4 protein-coding genes are annotated in these 19,173 nt (G+C 43.9%); all 4 read left to right on the top strand.

Annotated features, from left to right (window positions below; genetic code table 11):
- Nucleotides 1-252 precede the first annotated feature (252 nt).
- The 4 genes from R7044_RS01535 (at nt 253) to R7044_RS01520 (ending at nt 19,102) form a co-directional block, all read left to right on the top strand.
- The gene (locus R7044_RS01535; protein WP_225455309.1) at nt 253-10,794 is read left to right on the top strand and encodes a tandem large repeat; all 10,542 of its coding nucleotides are present in this window, start codon (nt 253-255) and stop codon (nt 10,792-10,794) included.
- A 767-nt stretch (nt 10,795-11,561) separates the two neighbouring features.
- Complete coding sequence (locus R7044_RS01530; RefSeq protein ID WP_033906401.1) at nt 11,562-13,274, top strand: hypothetical protein; 1,713 nt, start codon at nt 11,562-11,564, stop codon at nt 13,272-13,274.
- A 3-nt stretch (nt 13,275-13,277) separates the two neighbouring features.
- Complete coding sequence (locus R7044_RS01525) at nt 13,278-14,357, top strand: hypothetical protein (RefSeq protein WP_033906402.1); 1,080 nt, start codon at nt 13,278-13,280, stop codon at nt 14,355-14,357.
- Entirely contained in the window at nt 14,357-19,102 is a 4,746-nt protein-coding gene (locus tag R7044_RS01520; RefSeq protein ID WP_225455308.1) for an OmpA family protein, read from the top strand. Before R7044_RS01525 ends, R7044_RS01520 begins: the two co-directional genes overlap by 1 nt.
- Nucleotides 19,103-19,173 lie beyond the last annotated feature (71 nt).

Here is a 19,173-nt window from a genome sequence, read left to right as displayed (position 1 = left end):
AGTTTTGTTGATTTATCAATACTGACAGTTGTGCGTAGAGTATAATATTTTAAATAAAAACTAGCATTAAAGCATGAGTAATTCCTCTGTTTTAACTAAGTTAATAATTATAGGATGTGAGAATAATTTTAATAATTCAGTCAAAGTGACGGTTGGCTTGGTGTTTATGCCTATTTTGTTGGTGTTAATGTCACGTTGAGAAAATATTTTTCAATAATATAATCTCGGGAAAATATATTTTGCCAAATTACTATGTTCGCTAAAAATACGCTGAAATTAACATTAGGTCTTACGCTTACATCTCTTTTATTGAGTGCATGTGGTGGTGGTGATGGAGGAGACAACACACCTCCAGCTAGAAGCAAAGGAAGCATTTCCGGTATGGTGTTTGACGCCCCAGTCAATGGCGCCAAGATTGAGGTTTTCGAGTTCAAAAATGGAAACTTAGGTCGGAAGTTGGCTAACACAACGTCTGATGCCTTCGGAAACTATCTGCTAGAGTTTGAATCTTCGTCAATGCCTCTTTTTGTTGTTGCAAAAGAGGGGAGTTATACCGATCCGTTTACAAATGAAACGGTATCTGTGAGTAATGCGAAGACACTTAAATTTGAAGGTGTTGTGAACTTTAAAGAGGGGAGTGAGCAAAAGTTAATGCTTACTCCGCTGTCGAACTTGGCAGCAGGCTTGGCAAAGTACAAAATTTCTCAGGGGGCCACAGATGAGAGTGCCTTTTCAACCGCTTTGGATAGTATCAATAGCATGTATGGTTTTGACGTAAATGAGACCAAACCTATTGATATTACCAAAGGTGGGCAAAGCAGTTTTGCTAGTACTGGGCATCAATACGGTGCTTTATTAACAGCATACTCGTCTTACTCTTACGATCTTATAAAAAAATACGGCAACAGCGATAACGTCTACACTTCGATGCACTTCGCTGACATCCAATATCGGGATGTTATTGCAGATGGTGTTCTTGATGGTCTTGAAGTGAGCAAGACTTCAGGAGCAGTGACTCCCCTCAGCTTTGGACAGAAAAAGATAAACAGCGACGTTTACACACGTGACTTATCTCAGCACGTTTTGATCGTGGTAAACGACCCAAGTATCAATATTTCAGGTACTGATGCTGCCGACTATGTCGACTTTAGTAAGAAGCTTAATGACTTAGGTACATATGGCAGTACAGATGGCGTCATTCCACCGCGAGATGGGACGGAGATTGATACCACAGCGCCTATCGTGACACGCATTGACCGTGATGTACTTGCAGGCACCGATAAAGTTGACCTAAAAATTGTTGATGATATCGGTGTAGAAGACGTATCCGCCTTTATTCAGTATCAGATTAATGGCTCTTGGTCTGGTGAATTTCAATGTAACGACATACAAGATTTTGGAAGCACATTCTGTTCGGTTGAATTTGATGATTTTGAAGTTGGCCTTCGAGAGACCAACGTTAAAGTTAACATTAATACCAAAGAGATCGATAGTGTAGATATAAACCCTGCCACTGGGCTCTCAAACGTAACAGCAGCACGGTTAGTCTTATATACAGCGGATGTACTGGGTAATGAGTTAATTCCAGGCAGCCATTCGGGTCTTCATATCAACTTTGAGTGGGATAACGATGCGCCTGTTATCGATATTACATCGGCGAGTGCAATTAATAACCAACTTAAAGAATACGTTCTGAAAGGGGTTGTAAAAGAAAGCTCGCAAGAGATTAGTTCGGTCAGTATTTCATTTAAAGATGGCTTACATGAGGGCGTCACATGTTCTCCTGTCACTGTAGAGTCTGGAAATGCTTGTGAGTTTAGTAAGGCTTACCCAACTGATGAATTCCTATCTACGACGGTCTTTGAGGTTCGAGCGAGGGATAGCAAAGGCAATACGGGCTCTGCGCAGCATGCAGTAAGTCGTGACGATCAAGCGCCAGCACAGACGATAACCTATCCTGAAGGTACGTCAATGACGTACGTAAATGTGGGGTTAGATGGTGAACGAACCACTTACGATGGTATCTACTCTCAAGATACGTACACCCCAGACAATGTTCAAGCAAGCCGCGATTTCCTGAAGATTGACTATGCGTATGCAAGTTTAGGGATTCAGAGCTCATTAAAAGGGATAGATTTTAGTAACTTCAACGCTAATTTATTGAAAGAGAATAAAATCCCTTATGTTCGTGTGAAAGTATCAGACGTAAATACCGATACGGTTTTAGGCTCCAACGCTAATAAGCTTAAGCTCGTCGTCAAGTACTACGTAAGCCAAAACAACGATAACAACTACTCACTTCAGCAAGTTATTGATACAACGGCATCCGATGACGATTACATCGCAAAAATTCCGCACGAAACGCTGTTAGATAGCAATGGGCGAGTTGAGGATGTCATTTATTACATTCCATTTGTAAGAGATATTTTGGGTGACAGCTTTAAATCGGTATCAGAAAACAGTAGTCAAAAGTTAGTCATTCAAACCATCGATGAGTCTGATAACGAAAGCACTCCAAGAGAAGTATATTTTAGAAGTAGCTTTGACCTACCAACCATAAAAGTGGTGACACCATTTATTGGTGCGCGAGCTCAACTTGAAGGGTTGAGCCCAAGTGGTGAATTCACTTCACTTGCAAGTTGTACCACTATCCAGCAACTGGAAAGTGACCAGTCCATGGCTCTTGACGTAGCGAGCTGTGAAACCACAACTGACGTAGTGAATTATGATTTCATGCGTGTTCGTTTAATTGGTATCGAAGGCAGTGAGCCATACTATTACCAATGGAAAAGAGATCCAGGGACCAAGAAAGTAACGGTTGACTTAAACAAGGCCAATATTGGTGTGTATTTTAAGCTCAAAGGTTCTCAAACTTACTATATTACTGAACTATCGACATATCAGACTGGTTTGTTTGATTTCCAGTGGGATCAAGTGACAGCGGGAGAGAAAACTTCAGAACGTGCGATTCAAATTCTTGATGAGGTGCGCTACGCGTTATCAGGTACGAATAACAACTCATTCTTTGGGTTTGACCCAACGGTTGTGTCTTATGCAACCAATGAAATGCTTACAACTAAAGCGATTCCAGACAAGCCATCAAATGACTATCTACACCGATTCCTTGTTGAAGCAATTGATAGTATTGCCGAGAGAATGCCAAGAAATAACTCATTAGATTTTGCATCTGCTATTTACGATGATTTTAGCTACGATGGAAAAGCAAATGGTATAGGGGCAGGAGGAAGTCAAGTTACGCTCGATTCTTACACGTTTGGCGCTGAAACTTACCGAAAAGACCTGGCGCAATCGTATTATGAAATCATGGCGAGCAAATACGGTATTGAGACCAATATCGCGCAGCTCTATGCTGATGATATTTCGATGGCTAATCCTGACTTAAATGGTAAGAACATTTTTGATACAGAGGGTAGCAGTATCGATACCTTGCCTCCGCAGCCAAAATTAACCATTGAAAGCGGTAGAGAGACGATGGTTGGTAATAGGCTTTATATCGCTGGCGAGGTTGTTTCTAAAATTGTCCTAGACGATCCTTCTGGTATTGTAGGAACCGACGCTTACGGCCCGAAGTTTAGCACGATGTGGTATCAAGCTAATGAGCCAAATATTGAAATACCACTGGACATCAACATCGTAGAAAACTCAGGCAGCAGCAATGCTTATCGAAAAGAGTACTTCTTCACCCTCAACTCCCAGTCTAGTGAACTAAAAGACATTATAGAGTTTGCCGTGGAGACCAGTGCTATGGACCCACATGGCAATGCGTATGGTTATAATGGTAAATCTCCGTTTATAGAATCGGTGTTTATTGATAACGATTTCCCTAAGGCCAGTTATCTTCCACCGAATGATGTCGATGGTAAACCTGTAGAAAACGGTATTTATTTAAATGCGAACAATACTCATGAATTAACCTTCAAGGTTGAGGATATTGTTGGTGATAAGCTTGCCTCGAGGGGCCTTGTTTTCTACCAGCAAACCGGTGAAAAAGTAACATACACACCAGAAAACTTTGCAACTAACTCAAAAGACGCGTTTAAAGTCAAACTATGTACGGGCGAGATTTGTTCAAATCAAGGCTCTACGATTTATCCTGGTGATGGAGATTGGTTAGTTGTTGCCGCAGCAGAGGACAACTTAGGTAACTCCGTTTCAGAGTTAACTAGCACCGCTCCGAGATTCAATATTCGTATCGACTCTGAAGCTCCTATTGTAAAAAGCGAGCAGGTTCAAAGCCGTTTAGGCGGTAATAACCAATGGACACCTGTCATTGATTGGGGGACGTTAAGCTCTGGCAATAACGTAAAAATAGATCTGCGCCGCGGATCTGGTCAGGCTCTGACATTAGAAAGCTGTGACCCTCTAACAGAGGCGTGTGACGTACCATACCTAGTTGGTGAACAGCCTGACGTCAAAGTCCAACTGGTTTCAAAAGCATTTGATTACGATGAATGGAATGAATTTTACGTCACTGCGACGGACAACGCTTACCCTGCCAATGTCAGCACAACAGGGAAATTCACCTTCCAAGTCGATAACAAAGGCCCTGAAATCATCCTAAATACGCCTTGGGTTGAAGACACATTGTCTAAAGAGAACTATGTCATAGGGCGTGAGTTCAATGTGCGATTTAAATCCGTAATAGACGATTCAGACCTTGAGCAAGTCTCGCTGTATCAAAGTGGTAAAGATTCGCCAATTAAGACAATTGTGCCAACGGATTCATCTAAAGAGTTTGTCATGTCTCTTATCAAGAGTGACACAGATAAAATAGACATTTCTGAAGATGAAAAAACAACGTCATTGTATGTAAAAGCAACCGATATTTATGGTTTTGAGTCTAGTTCTAACACGCACAAGGTTATTCTTGATCGTGATGGACCAACATTAGGATTAAGTGGTTTCAATGCGAATGACTACTACTTAGGTAACTATGTCTTTGACCTAACGGCGCTAGACCTAAATGCAAACGGTGATGTTTCAATTAATGGTGTCAATCGAGAAAGCCTAGAGTATTGGACGTTTAGCGATCTGGAGCCATTACCTGGCTCTCCAGGTAAAAAAATCAATGAAGATCTCAAAGTGAGTCTTGGTGATTTAGGTTCGGGTACACACAAGATTCGTTTAAAAGGGTCTGATGTTCGTGGCAACACAACCTTAACCAGTGATGAGCAAGATTTTACCGTCAAAGTATACAACTCAATCCCGCAGGTGACGCTGGCGATGAGTTACACGGATGGAACGCCAATTACAAACAACACCATCTATCAAGATGGGAATATCGTACTTACGCTTGATATTGTTGATGATAGTGGCGTTGATCGAATTGACTCAACGTATAGATTCTCTGGAGAGCAAAACGGGACTAACTTTACGTTCTCAGAAACTGCAGATGGCACTTGGACGGCAACGTTGCTTTCTACACAAATTGCCAAAGATGGTAATTATGAACTTGATATCAAGGTTTATAACAAAGTTCGTTACCTTGATGAAAAAGACCGAAAGGTTGGAAAAGTAAACCAAACCTTTAGCGTACAGCGTGAAGGCGTGGTTCTAACAGTTGAAAGCCCGCTGGACTTCCAAAATTACTTATCTGATGGTGTTCTTGATGTCACCTTTACTACATTGAGTGCGGTCAAAGCCAAAACGTTAGAGTGTTGGGTTCGTGAAGAATACAACTCTCTAGATGCGCCACCAACTAATGAGCAACCAACTTCTGGTGTTATCAACGTATCGCAAGAACCTTACAGTTGTAGTGTCAATGTTGGGCAAAACATGACCAAAGCACCTGTTACTTTGATCACTAAAACCTTGGGTACAAATGGGCGTGAAACGATCAACAAGTTCAATTTCTCGATGGTGGATATTGATGCACCGACAGTCGTAGATGGTAACTCATACAGTTTTAAAGGAAGTGATGTTTGGTTTGATGAAGCTTTGAAGAAGAAGATGCTCACATTTGAGCTCTCTTTTAATGATGCTTTATCAGGCGTGAATACCGAAAGTTCAGATGAATATCCAAAGTTGGTTCGTAATCTTGGCAACAAAGCTTATACACCAACGACTTGTGCCAAAGGTGTTGGAAATATCAAGTGTACGTATTCTGAATCGTATGCCGATATTATTGATGGCCTGAGTACAACTCAAGAATACAAAATCAAGAACTTATCTGATTTAGCAGGAAACTTGACGCCAGAGCACGATCTACTGCTTGAATTACCTAAAGGTTCGGTAGTCGTCGAAATTACTGATCCGGTCGGAAACACAACCATTAATGGTCAGCAGCTTGTCGCCAAATTCAGAATTAAGCTGTATGAAAACTCTAGACTAGACAATGTGATGGCCAGGTTTGGAACGGAATCCTACAACTATAAAGATAATCCGGAGAAGTTTGCACAATTAGAGGTGTGTGCAGATGACCCAACCTACAAGTGTTCAACATTTACAAGTGAACTTCCTAGCGATGCGGATGGAAAAACGATCAGGACAACGATTACCGCAACGGATGTGTGGTCGAGAGTCGGTGAAGCGACCGTTGATATTAAAGTTGACAACACACCTCCAAGTGTTGGCGATGAGATTATCGTAACCGAATCGCCAACAAATCCTGATAATGTTCGTTTTCGTTTCGACATAACGGACACTGGTAGCAGCCTGGCAACAGTAAACTATTCGGTTTTAAACCCAAGCCATCAAGAAGAAAGAGTAGAGGATGGGAACGGTTCATCTACGTACTTTGAACTACCGAAATCTCAGTTAGAGGGGCGTGGTTCAATCACGGTTGATATCAAAGCGACAGATAGCGTCGGACTGTATTCTGATATCAGAAAAGTCATTGATATTAGTGTTCCTAAAGTCACAGTTGATTTCGATGGAATTACGAGTTTGCAGGGTGGCAAACTGTTTTTAACCAAGGCGAGCCAGCCGTTTACGGTATCTACGGTGGAAGGAGAAAGAGTGAAAGCTTCACAATATTCTGTGGAGCTTATTCCAAGCCTCGGTGATTCCTTGCGTTACTCAGGTGATGTTATCTCTTCTAGTGGTAATGGAATGATGAACTTTGCCGTCGATAACCAAGGGGCATATACCCTTAAGGTGACGGTGACGGACTCAGTTGGAAGAGAGAATACAAGCTTTGAATTACTAGGCAAAAGTTATGATGGACAAGTGATCGAGTCTATTGTTGATTATGACGCTCCAAGTATTTCTGGCTTAAGTGCTAATCAAATCTCTAAGGTGCCGACAAACGATAAGTATCAACTAGAAATTAGTGCATACATTACAGATAAAAATTTAAATCTCGTCACGTCAAAAGCGGTGAGTGGTGGCAGCACTGTGGCTCCTCAAGCGATTACTGAGCCGACAACTGAAGCGGGGCCTTATGTTATAAGCTATTTGTTACCGAAAGGCGAGCATACGATCACGGTGGCAGCAACAGACAAAGTGGATAATAAGAACGAGAGCTCTATTGACGCACATGTGGAAGCTGCAACCGTTCCCGGGCTAAGTATATCTACTGCTTCAAGCGCCCCTCTTTTTGGAGGTGAAGAGATTACACTTACGTTTAACTTTACAGAAGAAGTTACTAACTTTGATATCTCAGATGTCCACCTTGTCGCTAGTGATAACGGCGCAACAGGAACGTTAAAGCAAGATACGTGGTCCACGTCAGACAACGTTACGTGGACGGTTAATTACATCAGTCCAGAAAAGCAAGATAAAAACATAACAATACAGGTAGAGGATGATAGCTACCAAAGTACCAACACCATTCCTGGAAAAGGAAGCAGTTTAAATATCGCGGTTGAAGGAACCTTACCAAAACTGACCAATGTGACATTTAACCCTGAGCATCAGAGCGTGGGGCAAAGCGTGAGTGTCTCGCTTGAGTTTGATAAAGAGCTCCAAGAGGCGACCGCTACGCTTGGCGGCAATCGCATTAGTTCTCTATCAGCAACGGTAGATAAAAAGGTCTGGGTTGGTGATGTACAAGTTCCGAGCACCGCGCTGTTAAGTGTCGACTTGGTTGTTAGTCAGTTTAAAGATTTGACTGGCAACATAGGTGAGGATAACACCGCTCACGAATTGCCGATCACGCCAACCTTAGCTATTACGCCAGTGGGCAATGTGGATGAAACGCATGCCACCAAGCTACAATTCGAAGGTACGTCGACACGTTTTGATGGCCAGTCCCTGCGTCTTGAAGTGAAAGCCCAAGGCGGCGCGACGGTATTGAAAAGCAGCAGCGCAACGGTACAAGCCGGTGGCACTTGGACCAGTGACGCGATTGATATGAGTCATCAAACCAATGGCACTTACATCGTGATGGTGACGGGGACGAACTCAGCGGGCATTGAAGTGAGTGAAAGTCAGAGCTTTACACTGGCGCAATCTCTGCCAACACTGACTAACGTGACGTTTACGCCTGAGCACCAAGCCATCGGCCAAAGCGTGACGGTGACGCTGGAATTCGATAAAGATCTGCAATCCGCCGCAGCGGAGTTAGGTGGCACGACGATCTCTTCATTAGTGGCAACCGCGGACCCAAGTGTTTGGACTGGTGATGTGGTGGTACCAAGCACGTCAGAGCTGAATGTGACGTTGCTTGTTCGTGACTACCAAGACTTCTCAGGGAATACCGGTAGCCAGAACACGGCTTACTCCATGCCGATCACGCCAACTTTAGCTATTACGCCAGTGGGTAATGTGGATGAAGCGCATGCCGCCACGCTACAATTTGAAGGTACGTCGACACGTTTTGATGGTCAGTCCCTGCGTCTTGAAGTGAAAGCCCAAGGCGGCGCGACGGTATTGAAAAGCAGCAGCGCAACGGTACAAGCCGGTGGCACTTGGACCAGTGACGCGATTGATATGAGTCATCAAACCAATGGCACTTACATCGTGATGGTGACGGGGACGAACTCAGCGGGCATTGAAGTGAGTGAAAGTCAGAGCTTTACACTGGCGCAATCTCTGCCAACGCTGACTAACGTGACGTTTACGCCTGAGCACCAAGCCATCGGCCAAAGCGTGACGGTAACGCTGGAATTCGATAAAGATCTGCAGTCCGCCGCGGCGGAGTTAGGTGGCACGACGATCACCTCATTAGTGGCAACCGCGGACCCAAGCGTTTGGACTGGTGATGTGGTGGTACCAAGTACGTCGGAGCTCAATGTGGCGTTGCTTGTTCGTGACTACCAAGACTTATCAGGGAATACCGGTAGCCAGAGCACGGCTTACTCCATGCCGATCACGCCGACCTTAGCCATCACGCCGGTGGGCAGTGTGGATGAAACGCTTGCCGCCACGCTACAATTCGAAGGCACGTCGACACGTTTTGACGGCCAGTCCCTGCGTCTTGAAGTGAAAGCCCAAGGCAGCGCGACGGTACTAAAAAGCAGCAGTGCAACGGTACAAGCTGGTGGCACTTGGGTCAGTGACGCAATGGATATGAGTCACCAAACCAATGGCACTTATACTGTGATGGTGACGGGGACGAACTCAGCGGGCATTGAAGTGAGTGAAAGCCAGAGCTTTACACTGGCGCAGTCTCTGCCAACGCTGACTAACGTGACGTTTACGCCTGAGCACCAAGCCATCGGCCAAAGCGTGACGGTAACGCTAGAATTCGATAAAGATCTGCAATCCGCCGCAGCGGAGTTAGGTGGCACGACGATCACCTCGTTAGTGGCAACCGCGGACCCAAGTGTTTGGACTGGTGATGTAGTGGTACCAGACTCGTCAGAGCTGAATGTGGCGTTACTAGTTCGTGACTACCAAGACTTATCAGGAAACACCGGTAGCCAGAACACGGTTTACTCCATGCCGATCACGCCGACCTTAGCCATCACGCCAGTGGGCAATGTGGATGAAACGCATGCCGCCACGCTACAATTCGAAGGTACGTCAACACGTTTTGATGGTCAGTCCTTGCGTCTTGACGTGAAAGCCCAAGGCAGCGCGACGGTACTAAAAAGCGGCATTGCGACAGTACAAGCCGGTGGCACTTGGACCAGTGACGCGATTGATATGAGTCACCAAACCAATGGCACTTATACCGTGATGGTGACGGGGACGAACTCAGCGGGCATTGAAGTGAGTGAAAGCCAGAGCTTTACACTGGCGCAGTCTCTGCCAACGCTGACTAACGTGACGTTTACGCCTGAGCACCAAGCCATCGGCCAAAGCGTGACGGTGACGCTGGAATTCGATAAAGATCTGCAATCCGCCGCAGCGGAGTTAGGTGGCACGACGATCACCTCCTTAGTGGCAACCGCGGACCCAAGTGTTTGGACTGGTGATGTGGTGGTACCAAGCACGTCAGAGCTCAATGTGGCGTTGCTTGTTCGTGACTACCAAGACTTATCAGGGAATACCGGTAGTCAGAACACGGCTTACTCCATGCCAATTACACCGACAATACACCTAGACGTTATCAACGATGTTACTGGAGTGGAAAGCGTGACAGTAAGTGGTAGCAGTGAACGGTTTGAAGATGGTGAGTTCATAGATATTAAAGCAGTCGACGCTGATGGTACAGAAGCCACAGGCATGGCTACCGTGCTTTCAGACTCATGGACAACTGATTTAGATCTTTCAGGACTGAAGGAGGGGGTAGTGACGATTTATGTAAATGGTACCAACAAGCTTTCCGCCTCTGCCGAAGAGGCTCAAGCAACATTTAACTATGATCGTTTCGCAAGTACAGCCTCCTTAGGTTCTGTTTACAACCGATATTTTAGTGAGAACAAAACTTTAAAAAATGCGGCATAAATAAAGCGAGCGTTTAGCTCGCTTTATTTCTTTGGGATTTTTTGTGATATTTATCAAAATAATTGCCTTTATTGATAAGTTACTCGAATTAATGAATCGTCTTAATACAAGGCTGAATAACTATAATAACTAGGCCAATGTTGCTTTTAGGTGTGTATGAAGTGATTGTGATGGTCGCTCGGCAGGTGCTGTGGTGAATGTGTCGCGTTGAAAATCTTTTTAAATATTATATATTTACGCTCGTTTCTATACTCTGAGTATAGTGTTCTGCATGAGGTCGATGGGTAATACCTCGCCTCTTTAACTCGCGATGAAGCAAATTTAATCCTAGCAAGCTTCAGAGCAGTTACTTTTGTGAGTGCGTAATGCGCTCACCTTTTTATTTAAACTTCCTCAGTAACAGTCAATTTGTTGTTTGTTGCTGAGGAGGGCACCTCATAAACTTCTGAATTTCCTCGTGCTTACCTGAAGCGCACGTTACTACGATTTTTGTTAACTTCAGTCCATAAATTAAATTTTTTTAGATAGTAAGATTTTACCATTTTGACAGAGTGGGTGATGTTACCGGCTTTTGTTGTGGTCAAATCGCATGTTTTGATAGCAAAAGTCACCATTTTTTTGGTGTTTTTGATTTCGGGCGATTTTTCTATCTCGTTGAAAATAAATGGCTAAGTAAGTAGGATACGCAGACCAAATCGTACTTGTAAGCCTTATCAGCTTAATTGTCACCGCAGCCATATTTACGATGTTGGTTGTGGAGAATTCAAATGCATTTAGTTTGCAAATTTATACCTAGCTCGAAGCTATCCTCCAACGAGCTATCTTATGTTCTTACACCGGACGAGTGTATAGGGCAGCTTTCGCGTTTGCGAAATTCAGATGACATCCTTAGAAACCTCCCTAAAGAGTTGGCGCAAAAGATTTCCATCTCTGCCAAAAAAACGACCAGCGCATTGCTAGCTGCTATAAGAATCGAATTGGGAAAAGGCAATTGGGTGTCATTATCTACCGTTGCTCGTCGGTCGCCATTGACGGACTCTCAGCTACAAAGCTTCCCTAGACTTAAATCACTCGTTGACTCTGTATCTGCTTCGAATGAAAGCAAAGCTTTTAAAGCAGGATACAAGCAGGTTACCGACGATGTTGCTTTAGTTCGTAGTTACACGCATGTCCCCTCTGAGCCAAGTCTAGATCAAAAAATCGTTGTCGAGTTTGCAGGGCAGTGGTCTAGCAACGCGGCATGTTTGATGTTGGGAAAAACGGAAGCTCAAAAAGAAAAAGTGACTGTAGGCAAGGCTGATACAGAAAACAAACACCGCAGCCTCGCGACATTTAAAGATCTCGAAGCTGAGGGCAAAACGCTCTATATCAAAATCCCTTGCACTGATCAGCCTCAGCCAATTTTGCTTAAACTCGCCGAAGATATGCAACCCGTTGATAAAGAAATTCAAATGGATGAGTGGGATAACGTGTTGGTGCCTGTACTACCTATGCTAGAGGGCCCAAATGGACATGAGTTGGTTGCAGAAGGTTATTTCTATGTAATCTGGAATAACAAAGTTTGGCGAGAGGTTGAAGTTACACCAAAAGGCTACTTTGCTGATGTCGATTTAGAGTACTACAGAAATAATGATCCTGAATCCTCGATGAAAACACGACATGTCAACATTGATGGGGCCAACCTTGTACCAGACTACTATATTGGCGAAGAAGCATTTGAGATTTATCAATCCGGTCAGAAAGTGTATTCGGGACATCTAAGCCTTGATCAAGGTGCTAGGGTATTCCGCTTTGTAGATGAGGAAGTAGATGTTGTTTTTCCAGAATTAGATATTGATCCTATCACTGTTAAAACGGTGCTAAGCCCTTATAAAGCTGGCAAAGATGGTTTGCGTATTGCGCAAGGCGTTCCTCTACCGCATATTTGGGTGCCATACAAAGTCGCGGGAAAAGCACAAGAATGTTATATCCATTACTCCGAGTTGGCTTTGACAAACACGGAACTGTCTGAGCTAGAGAGTGATCCTGCTTCAATTGCTAAGTCTCTTTCAGAGTTGCAAATATACTCCTCATCCCAAAGCTTTAATAATGCGGGCGAGAATATTATTCCAGTTTCCGGTACCGCATCGACAGGCATCGGCAGTGGAGTCATCAACGAACACAAAGAGAGCAATATCGCGGGGCTTAAGTTGGCTCCAAGAGGCGCATTGCCTTCTATACGTTACCTTCACGAGCCTTTGACAGATCAGCCGGACGATTTCTTTGGGCTTCGTAACATAGAACAGGATTGGATTCACAAATCGTACTTTCGTTCAGCAATGAAAGATGACGATGGTTATATGACGCTTCGGTTCGCATTCCCGCCGGAAGAGGTCAAGAGCGTCGATATTGTTCGAGGTGTTCATTCGAGCCTCTCCACCGGTAGCCAACGTCTTGTCGTTGTAGAAGAAAATGTACCCATTTCAGAATTGCTAGGTTAAACCATGAAGAAAATACTATTACTGTTGCTTGCTGCTTTATCGATAGCGGGTTGTAAAGATGACGGCCGCACTTACATTGGTGAACACAACTATTACACCATGGAGCCAAGTGAGATCTTTAAATCTGACTCTGCGACATACCAACAACGTGACTTTCCTCGTTACTTTATCCATCGCGCCAAAGAATGGCCAAGGGAAGACTTAAATGACGCGAGCTCTTACGATTTGCCACGCGTTCAGTTTACTTGGGCCAACTTATCAAACGACTCAGGCTATGAGCCAGACCCTATGTATAATGAATACGAAGGACGAACCAAAATTTGGAGTATGAAGACTGATGGCACCGATTTACGTTTGGTGACCGATTTGCCATGGCTTGGCGATGGTGACATAACTGTTGATAAAACCAGTCGCTCGCCAAACAATCGTTACGTTGCAGTCGGTTTTGGTTTGACTAACTACCTTTTTGATATCAAAAACCAGAAGCTGATTAAGCTGCCACATGATATTGAAGGCCCTTCCGGATTTTTATGGGCGGAAGATAGCAGCTACGTTTATTACCGCACTGGTAAGGTTGGTCGTGTGGTTTATAAGTGGGATATTGCTAAAGGTGAGGCGGAAAAGACCGATCTTTACATCAGTGATACTGGCTTCATAAAGGACGGGAAAAGATATCAGGTAAATGATTTTGCTGCGCTTATTTACGATGCAAATACAAATCAAAAAGCAAAAGCAGTTTTTTGGGATAAGGACTTAGCGACGAATAAATCAAAAGCGGATTATAAAGCCATAAGTCCAGAAGGGGACATTGTCTGGGCGGCTAATCGCAACTATCACAATGTGTTTGTCGTCGACCTAGCGAAAGGTAAACAGATTAAGCGTGATGGGGCAATGCAATATGCCATCGGTTTAAATAATCGTTTTTCGCTAACAAATTACAACGCGATGCTGATGTCGGTGCAGAAAAACCATACTAAACAAGCGTGGAGCTGGTCTCCATTGGGTTATGGGCGCACGTTAGATCCTGCAATTGTGTATAACCTCTCCGCAAATCAAGGAAATTGGTTTAAGGAGGCGAACTAATGGCTTTTACGTTTGATAATGAAGTCTATCTGTTTGGAGCTTTCTTTAGTGCCGTAAAGAACGATGATGGTGTGGAAGTGTGGCCGGACTGGCATTCCCAGCCAGATCTCACTCAAGTAAATGAGCTAGAGGGTAAGATTCGTCCCATACCTTTGACTCCAGTGATGGTCAATGCCTTGTCGGGAGGTGAACCCGCACTGTGGGGCACCACCAGAGAGGGAAAATTGGTCGAGTTAGGTTTAGGCGAGCCACCACAAGCAATGGGTAAGCAACCTTTATCGGGAGAAAAGGTCGACTCTGAAAGTTCTGTACCGAGTGATGTCAACAATTACGAAGTACTCAAGTTGGGCAACCGACCGGAAGGGATCTGCAAAGGGAAAAGCTATGAATTAAGCTTTCCACCATTGCGTTTGTTGGCGCAGATGATTGCGCCGCTGAATGATCCAGAAAGTACTGGGGGCGCAAAAAATCTAGTAAGTCTTGCAGAAAACATTAAGCATTTTGCCCAGTACATTGATGATGGGACCAACAAAACAAACCAAACGGGTGTGAAGTTCCAACTTACTGAAATTGCAGTAAACCAACTTGCTCCTGCCTATGTTGGTGGTGACCTTTCGCCAGAACAACAAAGTTACAATGATTGGTTAGAGCGTCAGAAAAAAAGAAACAAACCCCTGAAAGGTTTTGTTGTGCCAAGAACGCACAGTTGTGCAGTGTTGTTCACTGATAATCTTTATCGTGGCGCGGAAGTTTCGCTAGTTAGACCGGTTAAGCAGCTCAAAGCGGGCGATTTAGAGAGCGCCGCAGAAGAAGTGATTAATGTGAAGGTAGTCGATACCAACGTTGCAAGATGGGCAATTGAAGTTGGTGAAAAAAACGTTTTACCAAGTGCATTGTTTAACCTTGACCCTAGCCAAGTTGAAGATGGTTTTTATTTGTTGCGCATCCAATTTTGGGAAACTGAATGGAAAGCACTCGATGAAACACGTAAAAAGTTACCTGAAAGTGTGTTGAAGGCCAATGCCACAAAGCAGTTTATGAAACACCCTAAAACTGATGTGGAGCAGAATGTATATACTTATGAGCTGCATGAAAAGCTGACGTTTATCGAGACAGCGGGCATTGGCAAAATGGCGTGCGTGTGTGGTGACATGATCACCTTAGAGGAAGCGCTCATCCAACAATTTCCTAATCAGTTGCCATCTTATTCAGACTACGCGACAAAGGGGTTAACCTATCAAACTAAGCAAAAGCCGGGCGTCGCACCGTTATCTTTGCATGCTGCGATCAACAAAACCTACGAATCGTTGAGCAGTGATTTTCTCTCCATTGACGGTGCTAAGCTTTTTGGCCCACCTGCGGATATGGCGAAAACCATCGGGCAGGCGCTATGGGAAAACAGTGAATCAGGGGCTTTACCTCCATTTCTGATGAGTGGTATCGCGTTACATTCGGCACTTGCCGCCACCAGTGGTGTTAAAAAGAGCGTCAGCCTTGCAAAGGTTTTTGCGCGTAAAGAGCTAACGCTGAAACAAGCACAAGCGTTAGTGTTTAGAAAGCATGTAATCGATATTCCTTATATCAAACGTGCTTTTAAAGCGGCAGGCCCAGAGTCAAAAATCATGCGTGGCGTTGGACGTTTAAGCAGTGATTTTTTGAGCGGAACAAATCGCGCGCTACCAGCAATTGGAGTTATCGCAAGTGGCAAGGAAGCGTTAGAGCAATATTCGGCGTTCTCTGAACAAATTAAAAATGCGAAAGAAGCGCAAGAAACTTTAAGCAAATACTCTGAAAACTATCTTTCTTCTTTAACGTTTGTTCGTCGCTTTGATAATCCAGAACATTGGCAAAAAAAGGCAGAAGCGGTGCAGGAAGCGCTTGGTAAAGAAGGGAATGCTCAGATCTTTGTTGATGGTCAAGGGGTCGTTGTTCGAATGAACTTCAAGTTTAACTCTGCTGAGTTTGAGAACGAAGTTCAAGTACTGCATATCGACTATATAGAAGTATGTAAAAAATTATGCCAGCTTTTATCCAAAAACCCTGATTACCAAGTTGCCATTATTGGCCATGCAGGGCCAATAGGAACGCATGAAAATAACTTAAAAATTTCCAGATTGCGTGCGGATGTCGTTAAAGAGGCCATCCTTGCCAAAGCAAGCGAAAAAGAACGAGCGAATCTAGAATCAAGGTTGTGGATTGAATTTAAGGGTAAGTCACAACTGATTGATGATATCGAAGGTTATGCCGACGTTAACGACCGATCAGATACTGCTGATATCGCTGTGAACCGACGTGTAGAGGTTAGGTTGATCATCCCTGACTTTGCGGTTTCCCTACCACCGAGCCGCTCGGGAACGATGGCATTAAATCGCGCGCATCAAATTTGGGAAGGGCATCAGCTTGCGGCAAAGGAAGCTCAAGATAAGTTGATTATTGCTGCCGTTGATGCAATGGCAAGTGTCGCAATCTGGACGCCTGCCGCACCAGTGGCTGCCTATTATTTTGCCGGTAAAGTGGGTGCAGATCTTTTGGGCGCTGCAACTGATTTCTATGGCGACCTTTTTGGTGATGCGACGTTTAAGGAGATCAAAGCTCAGTACAACAACAAAAGCATGCTAAAGACACTCAGTAGCATCAACAAAGAGCTTATCTCTCTGTACAAAGGGATAAGTCAAGACCTTCAACCTCAGGTCATTGATGCTGTTGGCTTAGCTGACTTTCTCAAAAAACAGGCGAATCATGATGAATTGTTGAAGCGCTTTTTGTTGCGCTCTTATGCTTTGAATTCATTGATTGAGTTACTAACGCTTCTCCGCGCTAAGTGGAGCCTGACGGGGGACTTTGATGATTTCATTGAGGATTATCGAGTTGACGAGTTTATTCAGCTGTATGTCATGAGTGATAACTGGGAAATTCCAGTCAATGATGGTAATACACTGGCCCTGAACTGGGTAAACCGCTTTAAAAAATCTGGTTTGTTCTCTAAATCAGATGCCAATAGCTCGTTACAATGGAGTTACGGTGAAAAAATAGGGGGGGCATTTAATACGGGATTCCCTGTACAAACACGTCTATTCTTGGACCGAAAATCAGATGAGTCCTTGCAAGAAAGAGCTTCTATCCGAGAAGGCCTAAAGGCATTTTGTCACGACTTCAACTTAGCTACAGTAGAACTTGGGCATGATGATATAGAGTTCAGCCGCTTGCTGGTTCAAGACGGTGCTAAATGGACGCCATATGTAGAGTGGGCATTTGCGCAGAATGGACGAAAGCTACGCCCACAAACTCGCGTGAAACTACAGGTGGTTTTAAAAGACAATGTCTCATCTAAGGCACTGTTTTTACAGGAGGTCGCTTATCGCGCCGCTGTTGTTGGTTTGGACTCTCATGGGCCAACCTTTGATGTGTTGTTTACAAAAATGGATGCTTCTCAATTCGAAGACCCTGATGAAGCGATTAAAGAACACTTTAAGAGTAAGCGTGTTGAGGAATTGCATGGTCTTGAATTTGAACCAACATATGAATTTGGTGAGTTTTTAATCCATGGCATCAAGCCGTTATGTCCAAATGTTAAAGTCATAGATGAGGTGAAAGCCTTCTTTACAGGTCAAAGCGTGTTTGAATATGTTCGAGACACTGGTGCTTTTGAGCAGATGAGATATGTCTTCTCACTAGGAGGACATGATTTGCTAGCGGGTAAGTTAGAGGGCTTGGGTACATATAAAAATTACACTCTAGATATTACTGAAGTTAACTTTGGTATCGATGGTCAAAGCCCTGCACAAGAAGCGAAAAACTTTAACGGTCGAACATTGGAAAAGACGAAACTCACAGACACTGACTTTTTAATCGAAGAGTTTGTCATGAGTGAGTCTGCATCATCCCGAGACACTACACCGAAGGTGATCGATGGCAACCTTATTATTTTGCCTGGTGTTGAAATTGACGGTGACCTTGCTTGGGGTGAAGGCAATGCGAATAAACTGATAAGCAACAAGTTTGATTGGTCGAAAGAGCAACGGTTCTCACTTTGTTTTGCGGTGTTAGGGGATGATCGTGCGAGTGACGATTACGATACAATGTTACTCAATGCCATTGAATGTGGGGTGAAACTGCAGATCAAAGATGGTCCAGTTAAACATGACGTGATGCATTATGCTGGAGTGGTCAACATTCATTCTCGTCTTGTTACCGAGAAGTCAAATACTGGGTATAATGGAATAGAAACAAGAACCGTTTTTGATCTAGAGCTTGACGATAGCGGCGCGACTAAGCGTACAGGTCTGGAGCAAAGCGCCGTTCAATTTATTGATCAGAATGACGCGAATTTCTCCCGTTTATTAACTTCAAGCGAGAAAAAGTACCTTTATATCATTCGCTTTGAGTACTCTTATGTGTCGCCTACAGGCAAACTAGTTAATGGTTTAAGACCTTTTGGTGATGTTTTAGATGGTAATGATCTAAAACCTATCAAACTTGAGCTGGCTTCATTTGAACAAATGGATGTAAGTGAAGGTTATGAACTACCGAAGTTTGAGCTTCAAGTTCCTGCGGTGAAAGACTTCATGACGGGTAAGCCATGGATAGAAACGGTTGAAAAGGAAAATGCGACAAGTGAGGCGAATCACTTACACTGGAAAAACCTAGGGGTACAGAACGAGCAGAAAGGATATGTTGAGAATTGGATAACGAAACAAGCGTCTTCGCTCAATGCTCCGGAAATCGCTCTTTTACAGGCAAAGTAACATACAAAAAAACCGCCTTCGGGCGGTTTTTCTTTTCTTATGACTTCATACTGAATTTAGAATTTTCTTTT

The organism is Vibrio sp. 1402, from assembly GCF_033340275.1.
The sequence above is the reverse complement of the archived record's forward strand: the minus strand, read 5'-3'. Positions and strand labels throughout refer to the sequence as shown.

Bases quoted from the DNA above. Each gene is read 5' to 3' on its own strand.
- R7044_RS01535 (WP_225455309.1), top strand. From the start codon at position 253: ATGTTCGCTAAAAATACGCTGAAATTAACATTAGGTCTTACGCTTACA.
- R7044_RS01530 (WP_033906401.1), top strand. From the start codon at position 11,562: ATGCATTTAGTTTGCAAATTTATACCTAGCTCGAAGCTATCCTCCAAC.
- R7044_RS01525 (WP_033906402.1), top strand. From the start codon at position 13,278: ATGAAGAAAATACTATTACTGTTGCTTGCTGCTTTATCGATAGCGGGT.
- R7044_RS01520 (WP_225455308.1), top strand. From the start codon at position 14,357: ATGGCTTTTACGTTTGATAATGAAGTCTATCTGTTTGGAGCTTTCTTT.